The organism is Nonlabens sp. (genome assembly GCF_047636915.1).
Lineage (GTDB): Bacteria > Bacteroidota > Bacteroidia > Flavobacteriales > Flavobacteriaceae > Nonlabens.
This window is the reverse complement of record NZ_JBLIGN010000004.1, coordinates 52,437-76,560: the sequence shown is the minus strand read 5'-3', so window position 1 is coordinate 76,560 and position 24,124 is coordinate 52,437. Positions and strand designations below refer to the sequence as shown.

Here is a 24,124-nt window from a genome sequence, read left to right as displayed (position 1 = left end):
TGAATAAATACCTAAACATGTAGATGAAAAAAGTTGCTATTTACGGCAGATACTTGCACGACGACGCTTTAGACATATGCAAAGAGCTGATTACGCTTCTTAAAAATAAGAACTGTGAAGTTCTAGTCGAGTCTAATTTTCATGTTTTATTGAAGCAAAATAATGTTGCTCAAGATCTTCCATCTTTTGATGTGCTGGATACGTCTTATGATATACTCATAAGTATAGGTGGAGATGGAACAGTTTTAAGAGCTGTTGCGCATATAGGAAAAGTGGGTATTCCTGTTATAGGCATTAATACAGGTAGGCTGGGTTTTCTAGCTACCTTGCCTAAAAATCAACTGCTCGAAGCGGTAGAAGCCTTACATAAGGGAGCTTATACATTGAGTAAGCGGAAGTTAATTACATTAATGTCTTCTCAGGAAGAGAGCTATCTTGGCCCTCATAATTTTGCCCTTAATGAGGTTACGGTAAGTCGCATGAACACGACGAGCATGATTCAGATCGAGACGAAACTAAACAACGAGCTTTTAACAGTTTACTGGGCAGATGGTTTAATTATCTCTACACCTACTGGATCTACGGGTTATAGTTTGAGTTGCGGCGGCCCCGTGATTTCCCCAGATACTGAGGCATTTGTTATTACACCGATTGCACCTCATAACTTAAATGCAAGGCCCTTAGTTATTCCAGATCATACAGAGATTAAAATCAAGGTAAGTGGAAGAGAAGAAGCGTTTCTCGCTTCTTTAGATAATCGCAGTGCCTCTTTTCCTAATGAAACGGTCCTTACCCTTAAAAAGGCAGATTTTACAATCGATCTGATAGAGTTGAAAGGGCAAAGTTTTATCAAAACAATAAGAGAAAAGCTATTATGGGGAGAAGATAGGCGCAATAAGACAATAAAATGAACCAAACCTTGTTTTCAATAATAGAATCCAGCAGGTAAAATTCATGCTGGGTAAAGAGAATTGTTATATTTGCACGTTTTAAAATTTTCATGCGATCATTACTTATTTTTATTATTTTACTCAGTTTCGCTTTTGCGAGAGCACAAACCTATGAGGTTGGTATTTTTGCAGGTACCTCAAATGTTGTAGGTGATGTAGGAAGTACACAATACATCCAGTTTAATGATGTTGCTATAGGTGGTATCTTTAAATGGAACCGCAGCTCTAGACATAGTTTTAGGGCTAGTATTATCTCGGCAAACATGGTAGGAGACGATAATGATAGCGATGACGTTTCCAGGGATCTCAGAGGTTTGAAATACAACTATTCTTTATTAGAAGCAAGTTTGGGTATAGAGTATAATTTTTGGGATTGGGAACTGTATTCTGGGCGGCCTCAAGTGGTACCATATTTATACACGGGTCTTATCGCTTTACAATACAGTTCGTTTGCACTAAATAACACTAATGAGTTGGAAGAATACGATAAATCAATCAATATTGCAATTCCAATTATATTTGGAGTTAAGGCTAATGTAACCCCTAAATTGATTCTCGCCGCAGAGATTGGTGCCCGATATACATTTACGGATAATCTGGATGGAAGTAATCCAAATGGTGATATGGACGTTGACAGTTTGAAATTTGGCAATATAAATAACAAAGACTGGTATATTTTTAGCGGTGTGACACTTTCTTATACATTTGGCCGTAAACGTTGTTATTGTAATTTTTAAGTATGGAACAAGAACTACTCGACCGTACTAGAATTCCTAAACACGTGGCAGTTATCATGGACGGTAACGGCAGGTGGGCAAAGAAGCAAGGTTTGATGCGAGTACGCGGTCATGAAAAAGGAGCTAAAGCAGTTCGACAGACGGTGGAAACTTGTGCAGAATTAGGAGTGAAGCATTTAACACTATATGCTTTTAGCACAGAAAACTGGAAAAGACCGAAGCTAGAAGTAGATACTTTAATGAGATTATTGGTTTCTAGCCTTAAAAAAGAACTTCCAACATTACAGAATAATAATATCTCCTTAAAGGCTGTAGGGAACTTAAACTTGTTGCCTAGAAAAGCTCAAAAGGAATTAGACGAAGTGATTGATGCGACCAAAGACAATAGTAGAATGAATTTAACTCTAGCACTGAGTTATGGTTCTAGAGAAGAGTTAATTACGGTGATTAAAAATATTGCCAGTCAGGTCAAGGAAGGCACATTGGAAATAGATCAAATTGATACGGAAGTAATTAATAAGCACCTATATACGAGCTATATGCCAGATGTAGATTTATTAATACGAACCAGTGGGGAACAACGGATAAGCAATTTTCTTTTATGGCAAATTGCTTATGCTGAATTATATTTTACAGAGGTGCTATGGCCAGATTTTAGAAAAGAACACCTGGTAGAAGCAATACATAATTATCAAGATAGAGAAAGAAGGTTTGGTAAAACAAGTGAACAATTATAGAATGACAAGAAAGTTAGTAAACTCGATACTATTTGTGATGTGCCTATGTCTAAGTGCAGCATGTTACGCTCAAGAAAAAAGAGGAGACCTTGCTATAGGTGATGCCACTAAATATAAAATAGGTGAGATTACGGTTACTGGAAGTCAGACATACAACGAGAATACCGTTGTTGCATTTACCGGACTTCGCAAGGGAGAAGAAGTATTTGTTCCAGGAGAGAGGATAAGTCAGGTGGTCAAGAAAATGTGGGATTTGAAGCTGTTTAGTGATATTAGAATTTTTGCTACAGACATTATAGGAGATCCAGAAGATGATATCATAGATACTATTAATCTTGAAATCAATATTATAGAGGTGCCTAATCTAAATGATGTTACTATCGAAGGCTTACGCAAAGGCAAAACAAAAGACCTTAAAGAAGAATTACAACTTACAAAAGGACGTAAAGCTACAGAAAACTTAGTCACAACTACACGATCTTTTATAGAAGATAAGTATAGAAAAAAAGGATTCCTTTTTGCAGATGCTAAAGTTAAAACTCGCATCGTACAAGATACTACTGGCAAGAATATCGTTAACATGAAAATCGATATTGATAGAGGTAAAAAAGTTAAAATTTCTGATATCATATTTACTGGTAATGAAAAGCTTTCTAATAAGCAGCTCCGTGGATCTATGTCGAATACCAAAAAGAAGCGGTTTTATAGTCTTCTTAAAAGATCTAAGTATGTAGAAGAAGATTTCCAAGTAGATTTAGTCTCTGTAATAGATAATTATAAAGAAAGTGGGTATCGAGATGCTCGCATCCTTTCTGATACGTTAATTAGAGAAAATGAAAAAACTATAGCTCTTAATATCCAAGTGGAGGAAGGAAGGAAATATTATTTTGGAAATATCAAGTTCATAGGAAACACAGTTTATACAGATGAGCAACTTAAGAGACTGTTGAAAATTGAAAACGGAGATGTATATAACGGTGTGGCATTTGACAAACGCATAAGCAATCCAGAAGATCCAGATTCTGAAGATTTAACTAATTTATATCAAAATAGCGGTTACCTTTTTTCAAATGTAAATGCCGTAGAGACACGAGTGCAAAACGATACTATTGACTTTGAAATTAGAATTGTAGAAGGTAAAGAGGCTTATTTTAATAACATAAGCGTGAGTGGTAATACCAGAACAAACGATCACGTCATTTACAGAGCAATAAGAACCTCTCCAGGAGAAAAATATTCCCGCCAAAAGATTATCAATTCCATTCGTGAAGTTGGGCAGTTAGGCTTCTTTGATGCGCAAAAAATCAATCCGCAATTGACTAATGTAAATCAGGAAGAGGGAACGGTAGATGTGGATTATGAACTCGTGGAAGCAGGGGCTAGTCAGATAGAGCTTCAAGGAGGTTATGGGGGTGGTGGTTTTGTAGGAACACTAGGATTGCGATTCAACAACTTCTCTTTACGTAACTTGTTCAATGGTAAAGCCTATCAGCCAGTTCCCATGGGAGACGGGCAAACCGTTGCTGTAAGAGCACAAGCCAGTACTATTTTTAGAACCTATAGTTTGAATTTTACAGAGCCTTGGTTAGGAGGTAAAAAACCAGTATCCTTTAATGTGTCCTTTTCACATAGTGAACAATACCGTGTAAATCAGCAAAATTTTAGGGAAGTAGATAGAAATCAGAGATTTTTAATTACGGGTGGTACCATAGGAATTGCCAAAAGACTTGAATGGCCAGATCAGTATTTCCAGTTTTCTCAAGCAATTTCTTACCAGCATTTTAATTTGAAAAATTACCAGACTAATTTGTTTAACTTTCCAAATGGATTTTCAAATAACTTAGCATATACAGTAGGGTTAAGTCGTAATAACGTAGGAGTGAATCCTATTTTCCCAACATATGGTTCTTCTTTCTCATTAACAGCAAAAATGACACTTCCCTATTCCATGTGGAATGGTGTGGATTATGCAAATCTGGAAGATGATCCAAACTTTCAAACCAACGGTATTGCCGATCAAGGGAAAATAGATCAAGAGAAATTTAAATTCCTTGAATTTTATAAAATTAAATTTGACGGTACTTGGTATACTCAATTGTATGAAAAGTTGATTTTACAGACAAAAACAGAATTTGGTTTTTTAGGGGCTTACAATAATGATCGCGGTCTAGTTCCTTTTGAGCGCTTTTTTGTAGGTGGAGACGGATTAGGGGCATTTTCTCTAGATGGCCGTGATATCATTAGAATGCGTGGTTATGATAACAGTGCTCTTACAAACAGTGCAGATGGTGATACCGTTTATAATAAATTCTCACTGGAGCTGCGTTATCCCATCTCTTTAGAGCAGGCAGCTTCCATATATGTATTGACATTTGCTGAAGCAGCAGGTTCTTATGAAACCTTTAGAAGTTACAATCCTTTTGACGTTCAACGGTCTGCTGGCGCTGGATTGCGTATATTTATGCCAGCATTCGGTCTTTTAGGAGTGGATTTTGGTTATGGTTTTGATAGTGTCCCTAATGCTTTGACTAATGATCCTAGTGGTTGGAATGTTCACTTTATAATTGGTCAGCAGTTTTAATGGTGGCACGATTATATCTTTAAATAGTAAACTCATGAAAAATAAGATACTAATTATCAGTGTAGCAGCTTTTCTTAGCCTCGCTTTCGCGAAAGCGCAAAGAGGAATAAGAGTAGGTTACGTAGATATGGAGTTTATCCTTGAAAGTGTGCCAGAATATCAAGAAGCATCCAAGCAACTGGAGCAGAAGATGCAAAAGTGGAAATTGGAGATTGATAAAATGGCAAATGAAATTTCAATGATGAAAGGATCTCTTCAAAACGAGAAAGTACTGCTTACAAAAGAACTGATTGAAGAGAAAGAAGAAGATATCGCATTGAAAGAGCAAGATCTGGCAGTCTACCAGCAAAAAAGATTTGGAGCTCAAGGTGATTTTCTTTTACAAAAACAACAATTGATCCAGCCGGTACAAGACCAAGTTTTTAATGAGGTTCAAAAAATAGGAAGTCAGAAAAAATACGACTATATAGTCGATAGTTCTGAAGTTGCTATGCTTTACAGCGCCGAACGCCACGATTTAAGTGATCAAATCCTTAGAGCTATAGGAAGAACTGGGAAGAAAAAAGCAGCTGTAAAAAGGCAAGCAGATAAAAACAATTCTGATGATAATGAGCCCTATTTATCTGTAAAAGAGGCAGAGCAGGAAGAACAAAAAGAACAGGCTAAAGAAGATAGAAAGGAAGAAGTGCAGCAAGCCATCACTGATCGTGATGCAGTTCGGAACAGGCAAAGAATGCAACGGGACTCTGTAAGAGCAGCAAAAGTTGCCGCCTACAAAGAACGCAGAGACAAAATGACGGAAGACCGCAATCGCAAGAAAGATAGTATTCTTCAGGTAAGAGCAACTGCTAGAGAAAAGAAGCAAGCAGAAATAGACGCCAGAAATGCGGAGAAGAATAAGAAAACACCACCAGGCGGAGAATAATATAGGAACTTCTTATATTTGCAATCGCTTAAATACCTTTGAATAAAAATTGATAACAACTAATAAAAAAATGAAACAAGTAAAAACCCTAATAGCAGTAATCGCATTCATATTTGCAGGAATCAACATAGGTCAGGCACAAGATGCTCAGCCCACAAAGGTATGTCACGTAGCTTCTCAAGAGCTCGTGGAATCCATGCCCAGCGCCATAGCTGCTGATAAGCAGTTGAGGAATCTTGCAAAAACGTATGAAACGAAGTTGACAGCAATGGACAAAGAATTGAAAACTAGGTACCAGACAGCACAAGAAGCAGCTCCTCAAAGAACTCAGGAAGAGAACGAAAGAGTACTTGCAGAGCTCGCTGAAGGACAGAAAAAGCTAGAAGAATACTATCAAAACTCTCAAAAAGCGATGGGGCAGAAAAGAACAGACCTGTTAAAGCCTCTTTATAAACAAGTAAGAGAATCTATATTCAAAGTAGCTCGTGCAAAAGGCTTTGATTACGTACTAGATTCTACCACAGGAACTGGGATTATCATGGCAGATGGTTATGACCTCACTACAGCTGTAAAAGCAGACTTAGGTATTAAGTAATTGAACATCAAATAAGTCGTGTAAAAAACCGTCTGGGTTCTACCTAGACGGTTTTTTTTGTGATAAATTCAGATTCTAGGAAGTGAACTCCGCCCTTTTTTATTTTTGATGGTCGGTTGTATTTCTGTATCCTGTGGAGTGGTCATTTAAAAGGTGCTTTAGAATAACCTTCATATCTGATTTACTTCTATCGTGTGGCTGTATAGAAATACTTTAATCTTGACGGTATGGGGTGCTTTTTTACGGAAAAAAGTAGATTTAAATCAGCTATGAGTCACCGTCTTGCCGTGTTCAAATTGCTGAGGGTTGCTCATGAATATTCAAAGTCTATTCATATTTTCAAGGGACTAGAACGGTATACCTCAATCTGCTCTATGGTTAAACACCAATAATACCGTCAATGGATGCAGATTATTTTGAATTTTATTTTTCTCTTTCTTCAAAAAAGGTGAATTGTAACGGTAGTTTTGGTTTATAATTTTAACACAGAAGAAGTAGATTGGAAAGGCAAAAAAATCTGAACATCTATACGTTTTGAGAATACCTGTAATCTACATAAAAGGCATGACTGTGGGTATAGCACTAAACAGGTATCTCAAGAATATTGAAGACGCTGCAAAAGTGTAGCACATATAAATAAACTAGGAGCATGGGAGCTGCCATCTTTGTTTAACAGCTTGTTTATATTCATCATGCGATCTTTAACTAAAAACCCCATTTCAATAATAGGAAATGGGGTTTAAGGAGTGATAAATAAAATAATAAAGGTTATTGAACCACTCTTACGTTAACAGCGTTTATTCCCTTTTTACCTTCTGTTTCTTCGTATTCTACTTGATCGCCCTCTCTTATCTCATCGATAATTCCAGTAACATGCACGAAGCATTCTTGGTTAGTTCCTTCTTCGGTGATAAATCCAAATCCTTTAGACTCGTTGTAAAATTTTACAGTTCCTTGTTTCATGATGTAAGTTGAAATAATTAGAGTACAAAAGTAAATACTTTAATGTTTCTAAATTGTTAAGATTGAAATTGCTTTAAAAACAGCTGAGTAGGGTACTTACATCGAGATATATTTTAGTTTTTTACTGCTATAGATTTCTAATAGGTCTTAAAGTAACCACAACCTTTCGGTTTTAGGGGAGAAAATTTTCGGTTGTAGTGTGGTTCTTTAATTTCATTAGTTAGGCATCGGTCACCAACATTTAGTAAATGAGGTCAATTACATAAATCCTTAAAACGTTCTAATATTATATTATTTTAATAAACGCCTTACGTTAAAGAATCGCTCTTCAGGCTATGTGCCGTAGAACCATTATCTAAGTTATAGAGAAAGAAAAAAAGGGTACTTACCGTGTGGTAATGTCGCAAGTTTTCCCGAGGCAATTTGCCTCAGTAAGATAACAAGGACTTTAAACTTTGAGACGTAGTTTGTAAATTGTTGTATTTTTTTGAGGGTCAACATTTAGAATTCCTATACCATTACATTCTTGCTCTAAAGGGCTGTTTTGTCAGAGTAAAGTTTTACCTAAACATGGAGCAGGCAGTTAATGGGTATATTAGGATATGGGGTACTCGTCTTGCTTTCTCTTTTCTTTTTTAAAATAGAATGATATACTCAGTAGCTTAAAGCGAAAGCGGAACAAAAACCTCACTTAAATTTTATAGTAGCGTTTTAAATTACAACTGGCTCAATTATTGTTATTTTTACTTTAATGAGATTATATACAAATAGCCTTAGGAATCGCATCTTTTTCTCCATGATGGTGCTCACAATTATCGCCAGTGTGTTGATTGCTGGAATGTCCATTTATCAATTCAAAGAACAAGCAAAAGATTATCATGAGAAGAGACTTTTACGGAAAGAGCAGGCTATCAAAGAAGATATTTCCTATGTTCTAGAAAAAACAGACTTTGAAGTTATTACAGAAAACCTTAGCAATATATTCAGAGATGAGATTTATGGATTAAGTGCCGTACACGGAATGCCTATTTATATGCACGATTTACAGGGCAAATTAAGAAAAAGCTCAAAAGCACAATTTGTGACCGACAGCATTCACAGTCAGATTTCTGGTCCAATTTTAAACAAGTTAAGAAACTCTGATGATGGTCGTTATGTAAGAGAATTTGAAATCGACGGGCAAAGCTACCGTTCTAGTTATTCTTATCTCACAGATAATCAGTTCAAGAACATTGCTATTCTCAACCTTCCTTATATAGAGAATGATGATTTTATGAGCTATGAATTGGAAGAGTTTTTAAAAAGGCTTGCACTGGTATATGCATTGATGTTTTGTATTTCTATTGTCCTTGGTTATTTCCTTGCTAGATATATCACTAGGTCTATTAGGAACATATCTGATAATTTAAAGGAGTTAGATATTTCAAAACGCAATCGCAAACTAGAAGTAGATCATCAAGGAACCGAAGAAATCAATACGTTAGTTGAGTCGTACAATAAAATGGTAGATGAACTAGAAGAAAGCGCCGTAAAACTGGCTAGAAGTGAGCGAGAACAAGCATGGAGAGAAATGGCAAAACAGGTGGCGCATGAGATTAAAAACCCATTGACACCTATGCGACTCACCGTGCAAAGTTTTCAAAGAAGATTTGATCCAGCAGGTCTTGATTCTAAAGAAAAACTCAATGAATATTCCAATTCGTTGATTGAGCAAATTGATATAATGAGTAACATAGCAAGTGCCTTCTCTACCTATGCTACCATGCCAGCTCAAAAAAATGAGGAGACAGACGTGTGCATGGTAACACAATTAGCACTTGATATTTTTAATGAATCAAACATTCATTACAGGGAAGACACAACTTCTTTAAAAGCAGTATTTGATAGAACCCAGTTGATACGCGTCGTTACTAATCTGGTTAAAAATGCGATTCAGGCAAGTCATCCAGATCGGGAAAATACAATTGTCGTTTCTGTTAAACACGATAATTATAAAATTTACTTAACCGTTTCAGATAAAGGAACTGGAATACATTCAAAGAATGAAAAGAAAATTTTTGAACCTAAGTTCACTACTAAAAATAGTGGAATGGGTTTAGGTCTGGCTATGGTAAAACAAATTGTAGAGAACTTTAAAGGATCTATCGATATGAAAACTATCTATGGGGAAGGAACGATTTTCACTGTTACTTTGCCAAGAAGTTGACCTATTCGTTTACGGTAATTTCTAAGATCATCACAAATGTATGTTGTAAGCTTTTTAACAGCTTTTTAAAAATTTACGAGCACCGTTTCTTTAAACCGTATGGATTTCTCCTCTCTTGTAATCTCTGCATTTACAGAAGTAAAAATTTGTCTAACTAGTTTTTAAGGGCTTTTTTTTGTGCCTATAGCTTTGTTGATCAATAGGGATGCGTGTATCACAAAACGGTCCGTTTTCGGTGATCAGTTCTTTTACTATTTTTATGATTCGGTTGGGTTTCTATGCCTTATTCAGTGTAATTTCAAAGGTTGTTCCTTGATCTTTTTTACTTTCCATGACACGTATTTTACCATTGTGATAATCTTTGATAATACGTTTAGCTAGAGAAAGACCTAAACCCCAACCGCGTTTCTTCGTGGTAAAACCAGGTTTAAAAATTTGATTCCATTGGCTTTTTGGAATTCCTTTACCAGTATCTTTTATCTGTATAAAGACATTGTAAACATCTGCTTTTAGATAAACAGAGATAGTTCCTTTTCCTTTCATGGCATCGATTCCATTTTTGATCAAGTTTTCTATTACCCATTCAAACAGCGGTTCATTAAGTTTTACTTGGATGGGTTGATCAGGAAGATCAATTTCAAATATTATTAATTTTGAAGATCTGTTAGCTATATAATCTACGGCCTGTCTCGTTTGGTGTACAACATCTAATTCTGTCAACTTAGGAATAGAGCCTATTTTAGAAAAACGATCGGTAATCATTTTAAGACGATTGATGTCTTTTTCCATTTCTACAATATAAGAGGGATCTACATCAGTATCGCGTAGAATCGTAGTCCACCCTACAAGAGAAGAAAGCGGTGTTCCTATCTGGTGCGCACTTTCCTTTGCCATTCCTGCCCAGAGTTTATTTTGCTCGCCTGCCTTGTTAGATCTATAAAAAAACCAGATTACAGAAAAGAACAATAGCATGATAATCACCAGCGCCATTGGATAATACTTTGTTTTGGTGATGAGGTCACTATTTCCATAATAAATCGTAATAAAAGGTTGTTCCTCAAAAAGAGTTACTATGGGCTCATTTTCTTTTTTGTAAACTTCTATAAGCTTTTTAAGTTTTGTTGTGTCGCTTTCTATCCCTTCTGGTAAGTTACGGGAAGATATCTCACCTTTATAATTAACTACAATCATGGGCACTGATGTTGTGTTTCCCATTACTGTAATACCCAAATCTCCTAAATTTGCATTAAGAGGTTGGTTTTGAAGATCTGTGGCAGCAATACCAAATTCTTTGATGTTTCTGCGTTCGTTCTCTTTTAATTGCTGGAAAAAATTATAAGTATTCCACAAGATTAATGAGGTGATGATCACGGCAGCGCTAATCATAATCCATCTATAAATATTTTTATTTGAAGTAAAGTTCATTTAAGATCGATGTTTTCTTTTATGATTATATGGGTATAGTAACGGGTGTATTTTATTTTTATTGATCAATCTCTTTTAACGATGAGGTAATAGTCGTCGTCCATTGATAAATAGCCTTGATCGTATACAAAGTAGTATACGGTTCCTTTTTTAGTGGTGTAAATACTGGTGAAGAAATTAAAGTCAAAACCCGCAGCCAGTAGTTTATTTCTAGAAACTTTGCTTTTGTCTTTTGGATTCAATTCTTGTAAAACTCTGTGGTTTTTGCGCAACCTGTTATTGATGTTGCGCATTAACGCATTGCTATCTCGATTCAGTTTATTGTTAGCTACATTACGGCAGTAGTCACCGCAGTAAATTTTATCTGCTCTACCGCGTACTTCTTCCTTACATTCGGGACATTTTCTATGCGTCATGATACTGTTACTTAAATCTCTTAAGTTTTAAATATACTAAACATTTGCAAATGGGTAGTGAAATCGAAATTGAAACATCAAGAACCCATCAGGCAAAACCCAATTTATACGAACTAGAACTCTATATGATGGGAAAGATAGAGCGAGAACTCTGTAATTAAATAGAGGGCTTCTATTTTATAAAACTGATAGTGCTTCACGTTGCTTGCTAAAGGGATTGAGGTACTAAAATGATAACAGATCATTGAAATGCGAAGGGAGTAAATAAGAATTTTTGCAATCTTGGGAATAGGGATCCGTAATTGTTTTTTCGCGCTCTTTTTCTACTGCATGCAGCTTGATTAACTTGCAGGAGGGCACAATCTATAAATCACATCATTCATTTTACATATTTTATAATTTTTCACAACCACATTCAAATCACTATTCAAAAAACCATTCTTGTGATAAACTTAAATGATGCCCAGCTATTTCATAAAAGAGGAGAAATCTTTACCTTTGTAAAAATTTATAACTATGTACCCAGCAGAATTAGTTCAACCAATGCGTGACGATTTAGGAAACGCAGGATTTGAACATTTATATACAGGAAACGACGTAAAAGAAGCACTAAGCAAAGAAGGAACTACCCTCGTAGTGGTAAATTCTGTTTGTGGTTGCGCTGCTGCAAATGCACGTCCAGGAGCAAAAATGTCTTTAGACAATGCAAACAAGCCAGATCATATAGTAACGGTATTTGCAGGAGTAGATCGTGATGCGGTAGACGCAGCGAGAGCGGCGATGATTCCTTTTCCACCTAGTTCACCTAGTATGGCGTTGTTCAAAAATGGTGAGTTAGTACATATGCTAGAGCGTCACCACATAGAAGGAAGACCAGCAGAAATGATTGCTGAAAACCTTAAGGATGCTTATAACGAGAACTGTTAGTTAGTTTTAGTAAGAAATATAAAAAGTGCTTTTTTCTAAGGATTAAAGCACTTTTTTTGGTTTTTAATGTTTTGCATTAAAATAATTACTGATAATTATTGTATTCTGTGAACGGCTATTTTTTCTATACTCCGCGCACTTTTTACTATGCATGCATATCGATTTACCGCAATCTTTTATTTTCATTTAAAGGAACAAATTATCTTTGTATCATGCAAAAAATCATTTCCTATCCTTTAACAGTCCTACATATATTGCTGTTCTTTTTGTTCTTGATCATTTTCCATCCTGTTCAGATCATTTCTTACAAGATATGGGGTTACAATGCGCATCGTAAAAGTGTTTATATACTCAACTGGTTTTTAATGCAATCGCAATTACCACTGTTCAACACTTTTAGCATCAATTTTAAAACCGATTTACCAACAGGACCGTCTTATATCTTTGTGTGTAACCACCAAAGCATGTTTGACATTCCACCTTTGATATATTATCTGAGAGATTATCATGCAAAATTCATTGCTAAAAAAGAGCTGGCAAAAGGAATTCCAAGCATATCAATCAACCTAAGAATAGGCGAGAATTGCGCTATTGACCGTAAAGATCGCAAACAAGCGATTACTGCTTTGATAAAATTTGCTAAAAACGTTTGTAATAAAAAGCATAGCGTAGTTATTTTTGCAGAAGGTACTCGAAGCAAAAACGGAGTCCCTAAAACATTTCAAACCAATGGGTTAAAGACTATTTTTAAATATGTTCCAGACGCTATTGTAGTTCCTGTAACCGTAAATAACAGCTGGAAAGTTAATCGGTACGGCAAGTTTCCATACGGGATTGGTAATAAAATAAAACTTACTATTCATGAACCTATTTCTATTCAAGGAAGGGATCTGGACCAGTTAATTCTAGAAACACAAGAAATGGTTCACAATGGCATCACTTCTACGGCGATTTAGAGTTAGTTAAAATTCCGCTTATGCGAAAGCGAATAAATTCAAAACCCCTACATTTACCAAACAATATAATGCTATGAATAAGCCCCTTAAAAATATACGCATTGAGGTAATGCAATCCTTGGAAAGCAAAGTGGAATCCTTCATGGACGAATACTTAATTCCAGCAGATAAAATCTGGCAGCCAACAGATTTTTTACCTAATTCACAACAAGATACATTTTTTGAAGAAGTACGTGAGCTCAGAGAACTCGCAAAAGAACTGCCCTATGATTTCTGGGTTGCTCTCGTTGGAGATACGATTACCGAAGAAGCATTACCTACTTACGAGTCTTGGTTAATGGATGTAGAAGGAATTAATCAAGTAGAAGGAAAAGGAAATAGTTGGTCTAAATGGGTACGTCAATGGACAGGAGAAGAAAATCGCCATGGTGACACGCTGAATAAATATTTATACTTATCTGGTCGTGTGAATATGCGTCAGATAGAAATAACCACTCATCACCTAATTTCTGACGGTTTTGATATCGGTACCGATCGCGATCCTTATAAAAACTTTATTTATACTAGTTTTCAGGAATTAGCTACTTATGTTTCTCATAATCGTGTGGCAAAATTAGCGCGTGGTTATGGAAACATAGCGCTTTCTAAAATGTGTCGCATTATCTCTGGAGATGAGATGCGCCACTACAAAGCTTACAGCACATTTGTAAGTGAAATATTTAAGGTAGATGCTAGTAATATGATGATCGCTTTTAAAGAAATGATGGTTCATAAAATTGTGATGCCAGCGATGTTTCTTAGAGAACAAGGTCAGTCCATAGGAGCTGCATTTGAAGATTTTTCAAACAGTGCACAACGTATAGGTGTTTATACCGCTCAAGATTATATAGAGATCATGCAAAAGCTTATCGAACAATGGGATATCGCAAACATGAAGCACCTTACAGAAGAAGCAGAGAAAGCTCGTGATTATTTAATGAAACTTCCTGCACGTATGGAACGTGTTTCACAACGTATCAAAATCCCACAAGAATCAGCAAAATTTAGTTGGGTAAATGAGCCTGTGGTAGGTAGTTCTATAGTTTAAAGGAGACATATTTAGTAGCTTTTACATTAAGTGTGTCAGCTCTATTTATAAATTACAAGTCAAAAAATCACAAAAACAGATTTAATTCTGTTTTTTGTGATTTTTGTGTTTTAGGACCACTGCTAAAGCAGTATCTAATTTTATTGATGCCAATCAAACATTCCAAGAGCTCTCTTGGTAAGAAACAAGTATCAGGTCTCATTTCCACCATCGTTTAACCTTTCCGACTAAATGTGCGCTGCGCTCCAATTTGCCCACCTTTCCTTTAATAAGGAAAGGTGCTTTTAATTCTCAGTTTTAAAAAGCTCCTCGTTTAGCAAGCCTGCATCTGAAGAGCTTCTTTTGCGAGAGGAACCCACCGGATAGATAGATCTCGCAGCGTCTGCTTTGATGCAATCAGGAGTGGTTGAGTGGTATTTATCTTTGTGTATCCATTTAGTCTGGGTCTTATTTCTAACACCGCACCGACCTTCTTCATCCCAGGAATTTGCCGTAACAAATTAAAAGGGACTGAGGGAATGAGCTTTTTATAAAGTGTTTTGTTAAGATTTGATATGCCAACTCCAGGCGTTGGTGTTGTCTAAATTTATTCGGGAAGCGGGAATTTTGAACTGCATGCAATTCTGCCTCTTAGGATAAAGTTAAAAAGTCGGTTGTTAAGCTTCCGTTTTTTCTTTTAATAAAGAAAGACCTATACGAAGTGATCCATAGTCTATCTTACCTTCAAAATGCTCATAGATGGGTTTTAGGCTATCAAAGTCTTTTATTTTATCAAAATCTTCCGCAATGAGGTCGTAATCTTTTCCGTCGATTAATTTCTCTAAGTCGATATCGTTATGGGATTCATACCTTTTAGTCAGGTGCGCCATAATAGTGGAAGGTTGAAAGCCTCTTATTTCAGAGATGTCTTTGATGGTTTTTCCATCCCAAAACAGTTTCACACTTTCCATTATGGTGTCTTTTTTAGGGCCAGAAACTTTATTTTTAGTGCGTTTAGGTTTGGCCACTTCTTCTCTGAAGATAAAGGCCTCTTTTCTAGACTCTTTAAATTCTGCAATCATTCTAAGAAATGGCACTCCATACGTATCGTGTTTATGAGTTCCTACCCCAGTAATGTCTGCAAATTGATTGTCGTCCAGTGGTATTCTAGCTGCCATGTCTTTTAAGGTAGCATCGCTAAAAATCATATAGGGGGCAAGATTGCCAGCATTTGCAAGTTGCAACCTTGTTTTACGCAAGGCTTCATAAAGATCCCGATTCACTTCAGTAGGTAAGTCTTCCTGTGTGCGTTGTGCTTTTTTGGCGGCTAGCTCTTCTGGTTTAGGAATGACGGCAAGCGATACTTTGCGACCCTCAAAAAGCACTTCTTTTCCCTGAGGGGTTATCTTTAAATGATTGAATTCATGGAAGGCAATTTCTATCAACCCTTGATTGATCATTTGTACGATATATTGTTGCCAGTTGTTCCAAGAGATTTCTCTACCAGCACCATAAGTTTTTATTTGCTGGTAGCCACTTTCTATTACTGCTGCATTTTGAGCGCCACGCAATACATCTATCAATAGATGAAGCGAGGCCTTTTCTCCAGTGCGCACTACAGCACTTAAGGCTTTTTGAGCAGATAAAGTGGCATCAAAGAAGTCTGGTTTGTTCAAACAAACATCACAGTTGCCGCAATCTTCATCTAGATATTCATTAAAGTAAGAAAGCAACATCTTTCTTCTGCAGGTTAAGGCTTCAGCAAATTGTTTCATGCGTTCCAGCTTTGCAATTTGAACTTCTGAGTTTCCGCTTCCTTCAGCAAACTTGCGCAGTTGGATCATGTCAGCATAACTATGAAACAGCAACGCATGAGAATCGATACCATCGCGGCCTGCACGACCAATTTCTTGATAGTACCCTTCAATATTTTTAGGCATGTTGTAATGCAAGACAAATCGGACATTTGATTTATCGATTCCCATACCAAAGGCAACGGTAGCACAAACTATTTTAAGGTCGTCTTTAATGAATTTTTCTTGTACGCTTTCCCGTTCTTCATGGCTTAAACCAGCATGGTAGGCTGCTGCGTCATAACCGTATGCAGTAATTTTACTGGCTACGGATTCACAAGTTTTTCTACTCAAACAATAAATGATTCCAGATTCGTCTTTGTTTTTTTGTAAAAAACGCCGCATTTGCTGCAAGCGATTGTTTCCTGGTCGTACTTCTAAGGTCAAATTAGGTCGGTCAAAAGAGGAGACATATTCCTGTGCATTTTGAATGCCCAGTTGTTTTTTTATATCAGCTCTTGTGGCACGGTCTGCGGTCGCTGTAAGTGCAATGAGATTTGCGTCTGGAAAACTAGTTTTAAAATAAGCCAGTTGTGTGTAAGCAGGTCTAAAATCATGTCCCCATGTAGAAATACAATGTGCCTCATCTATTGCGATTAAAGAAACGGGAATTCCTTGCAGGTGGTTGTGGAGCATTCCAATACTTTCTGGGGCGACATAAATCAGTTTTAAACTACCCGACCGCAATTCTTCCAGCATTTCTTGTTGCTGTGTTGCGTCTTGCGAACTATTAAAATAAGACGCGGCAATTCCATTAGCTCGCAGCGCATCTACTTGGTCTTTCATCAAGGCGATTAATGGAGATATGACTAAGGTAATGCCGTCAAGAAGTAGGGAAGGCAACTGGAAACACATGGATTTTCCTCCACCGGTAGGCATGACCACCATAAGGTCTTTGCCAGCAATAACATCATCTATGACTTGTTCTTGCAGTGGACGAAAACTGTCGTAACCAAAATATTTTTTGAGGAGTTCTAATTTTTTCATGGTATTGATTTGAATGGCGTGTATGTCTCAAAGGTAGGGTTTCACAGTCTTTTTTGGAAGTTTTGTTTATAACTTGGCTTCCGTATTCACATATTTAGTAGCTTCTAAAGTATATGTTCTATAAAGGGATTTTGTATTTTACCGCTTTCGCGAAAGCGGGATTATAAACAACATCTTTACATAACCTATTGTTGAAATAATTTTTTATAGTTGAAGTACACTTGCTTTATGAAAAACGTAGTCGTCTTATTATTTTTAGTAAACACTCTTTTTGCAATGGCGCAAAAGGAAGCATTGAATAACTACAAGTACATCATTGTTGATAATCAGTACGAGTTTCAAGGGGAAGCAAACGAGTATAGATGGAATGAGCTTGTCGTTTTTGAGCTTCAAAAACTCCATTTTACTGCTTTTAGAAATTCTGAGATTTTACCCGCAGATTTGAATCGTGGTGAGTGTAATGCACTTCAATTAAAAATTGATAAATCGGGAACACTTCGCGTAAACTTCGTATTGCGATTAGAGAACTGTATAGGAGCCACTGTTTTCACAACAAAAGAAGGAGTAGGGAAAACTAAGTCTAATCAAAAAGCTTATTTTGAAGCCTTAAGAGATGCGATGACTTCTTTGGAAGAGGTAAACTATGAGTATACGCCTTTAAAATCTATAGCAATTGATGCGCCTGGCGTGCCAATAAAAGAAGTTGAAAAGCCAGTTCAGAATTCGCTTAGTTCAAATATTGTTCCTGAGGAGACTCCTGATTTTGAGGAAAATGTAGCAGAGGCTGCTGTAATAACTACGCCATACGAATTTGTGTCAAAAGAGGGTTATGCTTTGATGAGAAGTGCCAAAGGCTTTTTAATCTTTGATAATAATTTACCCATAGGTGTAGCGCTTATAAAAAATGACAATGCATATCTCGTGCATACCTCAGAGTTTGTAGGAGTAGGGTATATGCAACAAGGCAAGTTTGTTATCGAGTATATTAATAATAAAATAGAACAGGTAATAGAACTCGTTAACGTACCCTAAGGACTTTTTAAAACGTAATGCAGCTGGATAGAGCCTTGATCTTTAAAATGACAGACTCTTTTCTAACTAAAAAGAAGTTCAAAGACTTCTTTAATAAAAATATCGCTCCCCTTTAATTCTATCCCAATAAAAAAAGGAAAGCTATTGCTAAGATTTCCTTTTTTTATTCCTCTGCTCCTATTCGCATTAAAAAGGCTGAGTTTAAACAATCGTGATACAAACGCGCGCGACTTGGGATCAACTAGGCTAACTTTTTAATTACCTCTAGGGTCAATTACTATTATAGCTGGTGCCACATCATTTAAAACAGGATTCATTTTTTTTTCCATAAATAGAAATAAAAAATGATGGTATAAAGCATTTTCAATTTTATCTTTTTTATTTAAGACTAGGTTTAATTTCTCTAGATCACTCAATAAAACCTCTGTTGATTCATACAATTTTTTATTAATTTTGAGTAACTCATTTAACTTTGTTTCAAATTTAGAATCTAAGACTTCATTCTCAAAGCTTGAACGAATACAACTATTTTGCATAAAATTATAACGTTCACTAAAATCAAGCATTTGCATATAAACATGATCCCCATTAACTAACTTTCTATAGTTATTATAAATCAGAGTGTCACTATTTACAATAGCTTTTTCAAGATCTGGAATAGCTCTGTTTGAATTGGATTTAAGTTTATTGATCAATAGGTTTATATTATCAAATACATCATATTGCTTACTCTTTTCATCAGATAAAAGTTCATTTACACCTTCATTTACACAATTAACATATTGTTGATTAAAATCTTGAATCTGTGAAACACTCTTTTTACAACTGGTGAGACTTAATAAGATTGTAAAAACGATCAGTTTATTTTTTATCATTTTGATTAGTTTTTATATAATTATAATTAAGCCTAACTATAGATAAGGCATCAGAAACTGCTGCTCCTTGACCTCTTACAGTATGAATAGAAGTTTCCGCCCATCTTGTTCGTTTAGCTTGATCTGCTTTTTTTGCCAAAGCTGACTCAAAATAATCAGTAGAAGTCCAACCACTTGCCCCTTGTGAAATGGAATGCTAGCTTGCATAAACATAATGATCGATAACTCTTTGATCTGTTGCTTGGGAACTGGAAAGAGTTAAACGTAAAGCACCATTGTTTGTATGGATACACATAATTAAACATGCTTCCCAACCTCAAAGCCATGTTTTCCTAAATATTGATCACCGCTATCAATCGCATCTTCTTCTAATGTGGTTCCCATAGAATCATTCCATCTGTTGAGGTATCCGAAAAGAGATATCACACCCAGCATTTCTACTACCTCTCCTTCATTCCAGTGCTCGTGTAAACGTTCTTTTATGGCTTGATCTACACCATTAGGCACTTGGCTGGCTGCTAGAGAAAAATCAAGGGCAGCGCGTTCTGCTTCGTTGAAAGCTGGATGTGTACGGTATTCCCAGATGTTGTCCAGTTGTTCTTGTGCTGCTCCATAACGTTCTGCAGCTCTTATAGCGTGTGCCTGGCAGTACCTGCAGCCTGTTGCGTTGCTAGAAACCCAGGCAATCATTCTTTTTAATGCGCTGGTGACGCGACCTTCATTTGCCATTACGGCTTTATTGAGGTTTATAAAAGCTTTGGATATCGCAGGACGTCGTTGCATGGTCAGTACAGAATTAGGACAAAACCCTAAGGTTTCATTGAAAAATGCAGCAAGCGCTGCTGTTTCTGGATCGTGGCTGGCGTCTAGTGGCGTTACTAATGGCATGGTCTGTTTTTTGAAAAGTTAATTTATATTTTAAAGATAACAGATTTATCAGCACCTCTAAATCGGTTTTTATAAACAATATGCGGAGATACTCTTTTACCTCTCCATACCAGTAAAGCCAACTCATAAATGGTGTTATCTTTACCAAATGCGCTGGACTCTCAAACCCATACCAGATTCTCAAAAACAACAACAGCTTGCTCAAGAACTAGGGATTGATCCTTTTCTATCAGGTTTATTGGTGCAACGCGGCGTGGAGGCGTTTGCAGAAGCGAAAGCATTTTTTAGACCCGACCTTGAAGAGCTCCACGATCCTTATCTTATGAAAGATATGGACCTGGCGGTAAAACGAATTCAGAAAGCGGTAGGGAATAATGAAAATATCTTAGTCTATGGAGATTATGATGTGGACGGGACTACCAGTGTAGCATTGATGTCTACTTTTTTAGAAAGCTTTTATGACCGTGTCTCTACTTATATTCCTGACCGTTATGGGGAAGGCTATGGAATAAGTTATAAAGGAATCGATTTTGCAGCTGATAACGATTTTTCACTCATTATAGCTTTGGATTGTGGTGTGAAAGCCGTGGATAAAGTGGCCTATGCAAAGGAAAAAGGAATCGATTTTATTATTTGTGATCACCACAGACCTGGAAAAAATTTACCCGATGCGGTGGCGGTTCTAGATCCTAAACGTCCCGATTGTTCTTATCCTTACGATGAATTATGTGGTTGCGGTGTAGGTTTTAAATTATGTCAGGCACTTTGCATAGCAAACGACTGGGATTTTGAGGTATTGATTCCTTATCTAGACCTAGTTGCTACGGCTATAGGAGCAGATATTGTACCGATGACTGGTGAGAATAGAATCCTCGCTTACCACGGTCTCAACGTGATCAACACGAGTCCGCGAGCAGGATTTGAAGCTATTATTGCTAACTTAAATAAAACAAAGCTTACGATTACTGATGTTGTTTTTACGATTGCACCACGTATCAATGCGGCAGGAAGAATGAAACACGGACTTCATGCGGTTGAATTATTAAAAGAAACGGATCTTGAAAAAGCACAGGAATTTGCTGCTTCCATAGAGAATTATAACTCCGATAGGAGAGAGCTCGATACTTCGATAACCCAAGAAGCCTTAGAACAGATTATAGCACATCAAGAAGAAGATAAATTTACAAGTGTGGTCTATGACCCTAGCTGGCATAAGGGAGTGATAGGAATCGTCGCTTCTAGATTGATAGAAAATTATTACCGTCCTACATTGGTCTTTTGTAAATCTGGGGATCAACTCGCCGCTAGTGCTCGAAGTGTTAGAGGCTTTGATGTGTATAATGCTTTAGAACAGTGTGCTGATTATATAGAACAATTTGGGGGACATAGGTACGCAGCCGGGTTAACGCTGCTGCCAGAGAATTATGAAAAATTCAAAGCTCGTTTTGAAGAAGTGGTCTGTGCCACGATACAAAATAAACACTTGACTCCTGAAATTCAGATAGATGCGGTACTTCCATTGGAACAGATTACTCCAAAGTTTTATCGCATTCTTCAGCAAATGGCACCATTCGGACCTGGGAACAGCACTCCAGTATTTATGACAGAAAATGTAGTCGATTCTGGTTACGGCAAATGTGTAGGTAAAAAGGAAGACCATCTAAAAATTAAAGTGGCTTCAAAAAAAGGGGATAAAAATGGCTTTAATGCCATAGGCTTTAATCTGGGAAATAAAGCCGAGCAAATTACCGATGGTAAAAAGTTCCATATTGCTTATTCCATCGATGAAAATGAGTGGCAAGGAAATGTGTCGCTTCAATTGCGACTGAAAGATATAACCTCTTAAAGAACAGAAGGTAATTCTTCTATTTTCCCTTGAAACGTAAGCAGTTTTGACTCCTCAAAAAGCTGTTTCCAATGGGTATCACTCAGGTTAATAAAAGAGGGAACCGTTCTAGAAATTTGTTCTTTAAAATTATAAATATTGCCTTTACTTAGCCGTACCGCTTTGCGCAGATGCTTTTTATTTTCTTTAAAGACAGTGGTACGTTTAAGAGATGATTTCTTCACGGTTAATCTTACTTCATCAAGTGAATTAGGTAAAATCTCTTTTACAGTAGTATTTTCTTGAGCAAATGAAAATGAACTTATTAGAATAATGGCTGTGCTAAGAATTAAAGATTTTATATTAGAATTTCTCATTATCGGGACTTTAAAGTTGGACTATTTATTACCGAACAAAGATACGACGATTCCAAGGTGGCATCCTTAATTATAATTCTTATGAAATAGTATATAATTCCCTTTTATGTCAGTTCTTCCTCTGTTTATTGGAATGTATCCAGTCGCATGGTTTTTTGAAAAGTCGTTTTACATTGACGATACGCTTCTAATTTGTTATCCATCTAATACATGTCAGGCGATAGGTATGACGTTCCTTTTTTTAGGTATATTTTTGGTAAGAATGCTTGGCAGTCTTTTGGGATTGCGTTATCTGTCAGAGGCTACAGGACTGATGCTATTGAAAATCCAGAAGCTTTTGGAGAGGTCATTTACTCCGACTATCATTTTATGCGTTTGTGGCTATACAATTCGCAACTATTACAAAATGATTGGAGGATATAAGGTTAAAAGATACGTATAGTCTTAGTTGTAAGGGTGAAAAATTAGAATGGTATACGTAGAAATTGATCTCCATCAAAAACGCCATAGTTGTATTGAGTGATCCAATCGCCCAGATTGATATAGGTAGAATTTTCTCCTACTTTAATTTCCATAGGGAAGTGGCGGTGACCGAATATGAAATAATCAAAATGTTCTGTTTCTAGTTTGCGTTTTGCATATAGAGCCAGCCATTCATTTTCTTCTCCTAGAAACTGAGCATCATCTTCACCCGAGATCAATTTATTTTTTACAGAAAGATGTCTTGCAATTCCTATGCCTATGTCTGGATGTATCCATTGAAAGCACCATTGAAAGAATTTATTTGTAAACACTTTCTTCATGCGCTTATAGCCTTTGTCGCCAGGACCTAAGCCATCGCCATGTCCTATGAGGAACTTTTTATCGTTAAATTCAAAAGTCTGAGGCTTGTGATATACAGGAATTCCCAATTCTTCTTCAAAATAACCGAACATCCATAAGTCGTGATTGCCTACAAAGAAATAAATAGGAATGCCGCTGTCTGCAATTTCGGCAAGTTTTCCTAAAACTCTAACTTGGTTTTTTGGAACCACATGTTTATACTCAAACCAGAAATCAAATAGATCTCCCAAAAGAAATATGGCAGCGGCATCTTCCTTTACTAGGTCTAGCCAAGCTAAGAATTTCTTTTCGCGAGGTTTGCTCAATTCTTGAGTAGGAGCGCCTAAGTGATTATCGCTGGAGAAGTATATTTTTTTTCCTTCGGGAATTTGCATAATCGCAAAGATAGGAAGATGAATTAACAAAATTTCAAATCATAAATTTCAAATCACAAAGGACCCTGTAATTCATTTAACGCTCTATTTTACAATGTGAATCAGCTAAATAGATGATTGCCATCTAGGTTTTATAACTCTGTCAGACTCCGTGAAGCGCTCCCGCTCCATCCAGCTTTTTTATTGTTTGCCTCATTTTACGGCTATTCAGTTTGTCGGTGCTAAGTGGATCAAAACAGGAAAGTGCTAAAACTTATTCTCGAGGGGCACATTTTATTGCTATTAAAACCTGCGCGACTGTCGCTCCAACTGGCCTCGTGTAAAAGACTCCATTGAGGACGGAATTAAGTTCAGGACAGGCGCCTTGGAAACCTATCTGGACTTAAGAAAGCTAAAATTACCTCAAAAGATCTCCGTTGTTTTTCAATTTTTAAACGCACACCAAATTTTAAAAGCATTTCCCTTTTTAAAAGGGAAAACAGTTTGGCGAGGATCTCGGCACAGTCGAGAGAGCGACCAAATGGGTTTTGCAGTTGGATTAAATAGTTAAATTTAAGTTTAAATTTTGCCTTTAGCATTACCTTAG

General features: G+C 36.6%; 21 protein-coding genes. 12 read left to right on the top strand and 9 right to left on the bottom strand.

Going from position 1 to position 24,124, the window contains the following annotated elements; translation table 11 throughout:
* The first annotated feature begins 23 nt into the window (after positions 1-23).
* The 6 genes from ACJAT0_RS01580 to ACJAT0_RS01555 all read left to right on the top strand — a co-directional run bounded on the left by ACJAT0_RS01580 (position 24) and on the right by ACJAT0_RS01555 (position 6,525).
* Positions 24-911 (top strand): NAD kinase, encoded by an 888-nt coding sequence (locus ACJAT0_RS01580; RefSeq protein ID WP_415180241.1) that lies wholly within the window; start codon positions 24-26, stop codon positions 909-911.
* 89 nt (positions 912-1,000) lie between these two features.
* Positions 1,001-1,687 (top strand): DUF6089 family protein, encoded by a 687-nt coding sequence (locus ACJAT0_RS01575; RefSeq protein ID WP_415180240.1) that lies wholly within the window; start codon positions 1,001-1,003, stop codon positions 1,685-1,687.
* A gap of 2 nt (positions 1,688-1,689) precedes the next feature.
* Positions 1,690-2,424, top strand: coding sequence for an isoprenyl transferase (locus ACJAT0_RS01570; RefSeq protein ID WP_415180239.1), 735 nt, complete (start codon positions 1,690-1,692; stop codon positions 2,422-2,424).
* A 1-nt stretch (position 2,425) separates the two neighbouring features.
* Positions 2,426-5,005, top strand: coding sequence for an outer membrane protein assembly factor BamA (gene bamA / locus ACJAT0_RS01565; RefSeq protein WP_415180238.1), 2,580 nt, complete (start codon positions 2,426-2,428; stop codon positions 5,003-5,005).
* A gap of 34 nt (positions 5,006-5,039) precedes the next feature.
* The gene (locus ACJAT0_RS01560; RefSeq protein ID WP_415180237.1) at positions 5,040-5,930 is read left to right on the top strand and encodes an OmpH family outer membrane protein; all 891 of its coding nucleotides are present in this window, start codon (positions 5,040-5,042) and stop codon (positions 5,928-5,930) included.
* Between the two features lie 70 nt (positions 5,931-6,000).
* A complete protein-coding gene (locus tag ACJAT0_RS01555; RefSeq protein ID WP_374004233.1) occupies positions 6,001-6,525 on the top strand; it encodes an OmpH family outer membrane protein in 525 nt (174 codons plus the stop codon).
* Between the two features lie 768 nt (positions 6,526-7,293).
* Here ACJAT0_RS01555 and ACJAT0_RS01550 read toward each other — a convergent pair.
* Positions 7,294-7,488 carry a cold-shock protein gene (locus tag ACJAT0_RS01550; protein WP_374004234.1) on the bottom strand — a complete coding sequence of 65 codons (195 nt, stop codon included), beginning with the start codon at positions 7,486-7,488 and terminating at the stop codon, positions 7,294-7,296.
* A 751-nt stretch (positions 7,489-8,239) separates the two neighbouring features.
* On the opposite strand from ACJAT0_RS01550, the gene ACJAT0_RS01545 reads away from it, so the two are divergent.
* Positions 8,240-9,694, top strand: a complete 1,455-nt coding sequence (locus ACJAT0_RS01545; protein ID WP_374004235.1) for a sensor histidine kinase — start codon at positions 8,240-8,242, stop codon at positions 9,692-9,694.
* Positions 9,695-9,970: 276 nt separating this feature from the next.
* Here ACJAT0_RS01545 and ACJAT0_RS01540 read toward each other — a convergent pair whose 3' ends face one another.
* Both ACJAT0_RS01540 and ACJAT0_RS01535 read right to left on the bottom strand, forming a co-directional pair.
* On the bottom strand, positions 9,971-11,119 hold the full coding sequence (locus ACJAT0_RS01540) for a sensor histidine kinase (RefSeq protein ID WP_415180236.1): 1,149 nt from the start codon (positions 11,117-11,119) through the stop codon (positions 9,971-9,973).
* 65 nt (positions 11,120-11,184) lie between these two features.
* On the bottom strand, positions 11,185-11,535 hold the full coding sequence (locus tag ACJAT0_RS01535; protein ID WP_415180235.1) for a hypothetical protein: 351 nt from the start codon (positions 11,533-11,535) through the stop codon (positions 11,185-11,187).
* A 516-nt stretch (positions 11,536-12,051) separates the two neighbouring features.
* Here ACJAT0_RS01535 and ACJAT0_RS01530 point away from each other — a divergent pair.
* From ACJAT0_RS01530 to ACJAT0_RS01520, 3 genes are all read left to right on the top strand, one after another.
* Entirely contained in the window at positions 12,052-12,462 is a 411-nt protein-coding gene (locus ACJAT0_RS01530; protein WP_374004272.1) for a BrxA/BrxB family bacilliredoxin, read from the top strand.
* 212 nt (positions 12,463-12,674) lie between these two features.
* On the top strand, positions 12,675-13,418 hold the full coding sequence (locus ACJAT0_RS01525; RefSeq protein ID WP_415180234.1) for a lysophospholipid acyltransferase family protein: 744 nt from the start codon (positions 12,675-12,677) through the stop codon (positions 13,416-13,418).
* Between the two features lie 73 nt (positions 13,419-13,491).
* The gene (locus tag ACJAT0_RS01520; protein ID WP_415180233.1) at positions 13,492-14,505 is read left to right on the top strand and encodes an acyl-ACP desaturase; all 1,014 of its coding nucleotides are present in this window, start codon (positions 13,492-13,494) and stop codon (positions 14,503-14,505) included.
* A 656-nt stretch (positions 14,506-15,161) separates the two neighbouring features.
* Here ACJAT0_RS01520 and recQ read toward each other — a convergent pair.
* Entirely contained in the window at positions 15,162-17,324 is a 2,163-nt protein-coding gene (gene recQ, locus ACJAT0_RS01515; protein ID WP_415180232.1) for a DNA helicase RecQ, read from the bottom strand.
* A gap of 228 nt (positions 17,325-17,552) precedes the next feature.
* Between recQ and ACJAT0_RS01510 the strand changes: the two genes are divergently transcribed.
* Positions 17,553-18,356, top strand: a complete 804-nt coding sequence (locus ACJAT0_RS01510; RefSeq protein WP_415180231.1) for a hypothetical protein — start codon at positions 17,553-17,555, stop codon at positions 18,354-18,356.
* Positions 18,357-18,610: 254 nt separating this feature from the next.
* On the opposite strand, the gene ACJAT0_RS01505 is transcribed toward ACJAT0_RS01510, so the two are convergent.
* The 3 genes from ACJAT0_RS01505 to ACJAT0_RS01495 form a co-directional block, all read right to left on the bottom strand.
* Positions 18,611-19,231 (bottom strand): hypothetical protein, encoded by a 621-nt coding sequence (locus ACJAT0_RS01505; protein ID WP_415180230.1) that lies wholly within the window; start codon positions 19,229-19,231, stop codon positions 18,611-18,613.
* A complete protein-coding gene (locus ACJAT0_RS01500) occupies positions 19,218-19,370 on the bottom strand; it encodes a hypothetical protein (RefSeq protein WP_415180229.1) in 153 nt (50 codons plus the stop codon). Before ACJAT0_RS01500 ends, ACJAT0_RS01505 begins: the two co-directional genes overlap by 14 nt.
* Positions 19,371-19,528: 158 nt before the next feature.
* The gene (locus tag ACJAT0_RS01495) at positions 19,529-20,119 is read right to left on the bottom strand and encodes a carboxymuconolactone decarboxylase family protein (RefSeq protein WP_415180228.1); all 591 of its coding nucleotides are present in this window, start codon (positions 20,117-20,119) and stop codon (positions 19,529-19,531) included.
* Between the two features lie 148 nt (positions 20,120-20,267).
* Between ACJAT0_RS01495 and recJ the strand changes: the two genes are divergently transcribed.
* A complete protein-coding gene (gene recJ, locus ACJAT0_RS01490; RefSeq protein ID WP_415180227.1) occupies positions 20,268-21,965 on the top strand; it encodes a single-stranded-DNA-specific exonuclease RecJ in 1,698 nt (565 codons plus the stop codon).
* Here recJ and ACJAT0_RS01485 read toward each other — a convergent pair.
* Both ACJAT0_RS01485 and ACJAT0_RS01480 read right to left on the bottom strand, forming a co-directional pair.
* Entirely contained in the window at positions 21,962-22,321 is a 360-nt protein-coding gene (locus ACJAT0_RS01485; protein ID WP_415180226.1) for a hypothetical protein, read from the bottom strand. The genes recJ and ACJAT0_RS01485 overlap by 4 nt on opposite strands.
* Before the next feature lie 464 nt (positions 22,322-22,785).
* Entirely contained in the window at positions 22,786-23,538 is a 753-nt protein-coding gene (locus ACJAT0_RS01480) for a UDP-2,3-diacylglucosamine diphosphatase (protein ID WP_415180225.1), read from the bottom strand.
* Positions 23,539-24,124 lie beyond the last annotated feature (586 nt).

Bases quoted from the DNA above. Each gene is read 5' to 3' on its own strand.
- ACJAT0_RS01580 (WP_415180241.1), top strand. From the start codon at position 24: ATGAAAAAAGTTGCTATTTACGGCAGATACTTGCACGACGACGCTTTA.
- ACJAT0_RS01575 (WP_415180240.1), top strand. From the start codon at position 1,001: ATGCGATCATTACTTATTTTTATTATTTTACTCAGTTTCGCTTTTGCG.
- ACJAT0_RS01570 (WP_415180239.1), top strand. From the start codon at position 1,690: ATGGAACAAGAACTACTCGACCGTACTAGAATTCCTAAACACGTGGCA.
- bamA (WP_415180238.1), top strand. From the start codon at position 2,426: ATGACAAGAAAGTTAGTAAACTCGATACTATTTGTGATGTGCCTATGT.
- ACJAT0_RS01560 (WP_415180237.1), top strand. From the start codon at position 5,040: ATGAAAAATAAGATACTAATTATCAGTGTAGCAGCTTTTCTTAGCCTC.
- ACJAT0_RS01555 (WP_374004233.1), top strand. From the start codon at position 6,001: ATGAAACAAGTAAAAACCCTAATAGCAGTAATCGCATTCATATTTGCA.
- ACJAT0_RS01550 (WP_374004234.1), bottom strand. From the start codon at position 7,488: ATGAAACAAGGAACTGTAAAATTTTACAACGAGTCTAAAGGATTTGGA.
- ACJAT0_RS01545 (WP_374004235.1), top strand. From the start codon at position 8,240: ATGAGATTATATACAAATAGCCTTAGGAATCGCATCTTTTTCTCCATG.
- ACJAT0_RS01540 (WP_415180236.1), bottom strand. From the start codon at position 11,119: ATGAACTTTACTTCAAATAAAAATATTTATAGATGGATTATGATTAGC.
- ACJAT0_RS01535 (WP_415180235.1), bottom strand. From the start codon at position 11,535: ATGACGCATAGAAAATGTCCCGAATGTAAGGAAGAAGTACGCGGTAGA.
- ACJAT0_RS01530 (WP_374004272.1), top strand. From the start codon at position 12,052: ATGTACCCAGCAGAATTAGTTCAACCAATGCGTGACGATTTAGGAAAC.
- ACJAT0_RS01525 (WP_415180234.1), top strand. From the start codon at position 12,675: ATGCAAAAAATCATTTCCTATCCTTTAACAGTCCTACATATATTGCTG.
- ACJAT0_RS01520 (WP_415180233.1), top strand. From the start codon at position 13,492: ATGAATAAGCCCCTTAAAAATATACGCATTGAGGTAATGCAATCCTTG.
- recQ (WP_415180232.1), bottom strand. From the start codon at position 17,324: ATGAAAAAATTAGAACTCCTCAAAAAATATTTTGGTTACGACAGTTTT.
- ACJAT0_RS01510 (WP_415180231.1), top strand. From the start codon at position 17,553: ATGAAAAACGTAGTCGTCTTATTATTTTTAGTAAACACTCTTTTTGCA.
- ACJAT0_RS01505 (WP_415180230.1), bottom strand. From the start codon at position 19,231: ATGATAAAAAATAAACTGATCGTTTTTACAATCTTATTAAGTCTCACC.
- ACJAT0_RS01495 (WP_415180228.1), bottom strand. From the start codon at position 20,119: ATGCCATTAGTAACGCCACTAGACGCCAGCCACGATCCAGAAACAGCA.
- recJ (WP_415180227.1), top strand. From the start codon at position 20,268: ATGCGCTGGACTCTCAAACCCATACCAGATTCTCAAAAACAACAACAG.
- ACJAT0_RS01485 (WP_415180226.1), bottom strand. From the start codon at position 22,321: ATGAGAAATTCTAATATAAAATCTTTAATTCTTAGCACAGCCATTATT.
- ACJAT0_RS01480 (WP_415180225.1), bottom strand. From the start codon at position 23,538: ATGCAAATTCCCGAAGGAAAAAAAATATACTTCTCCAGCGATAATCAC.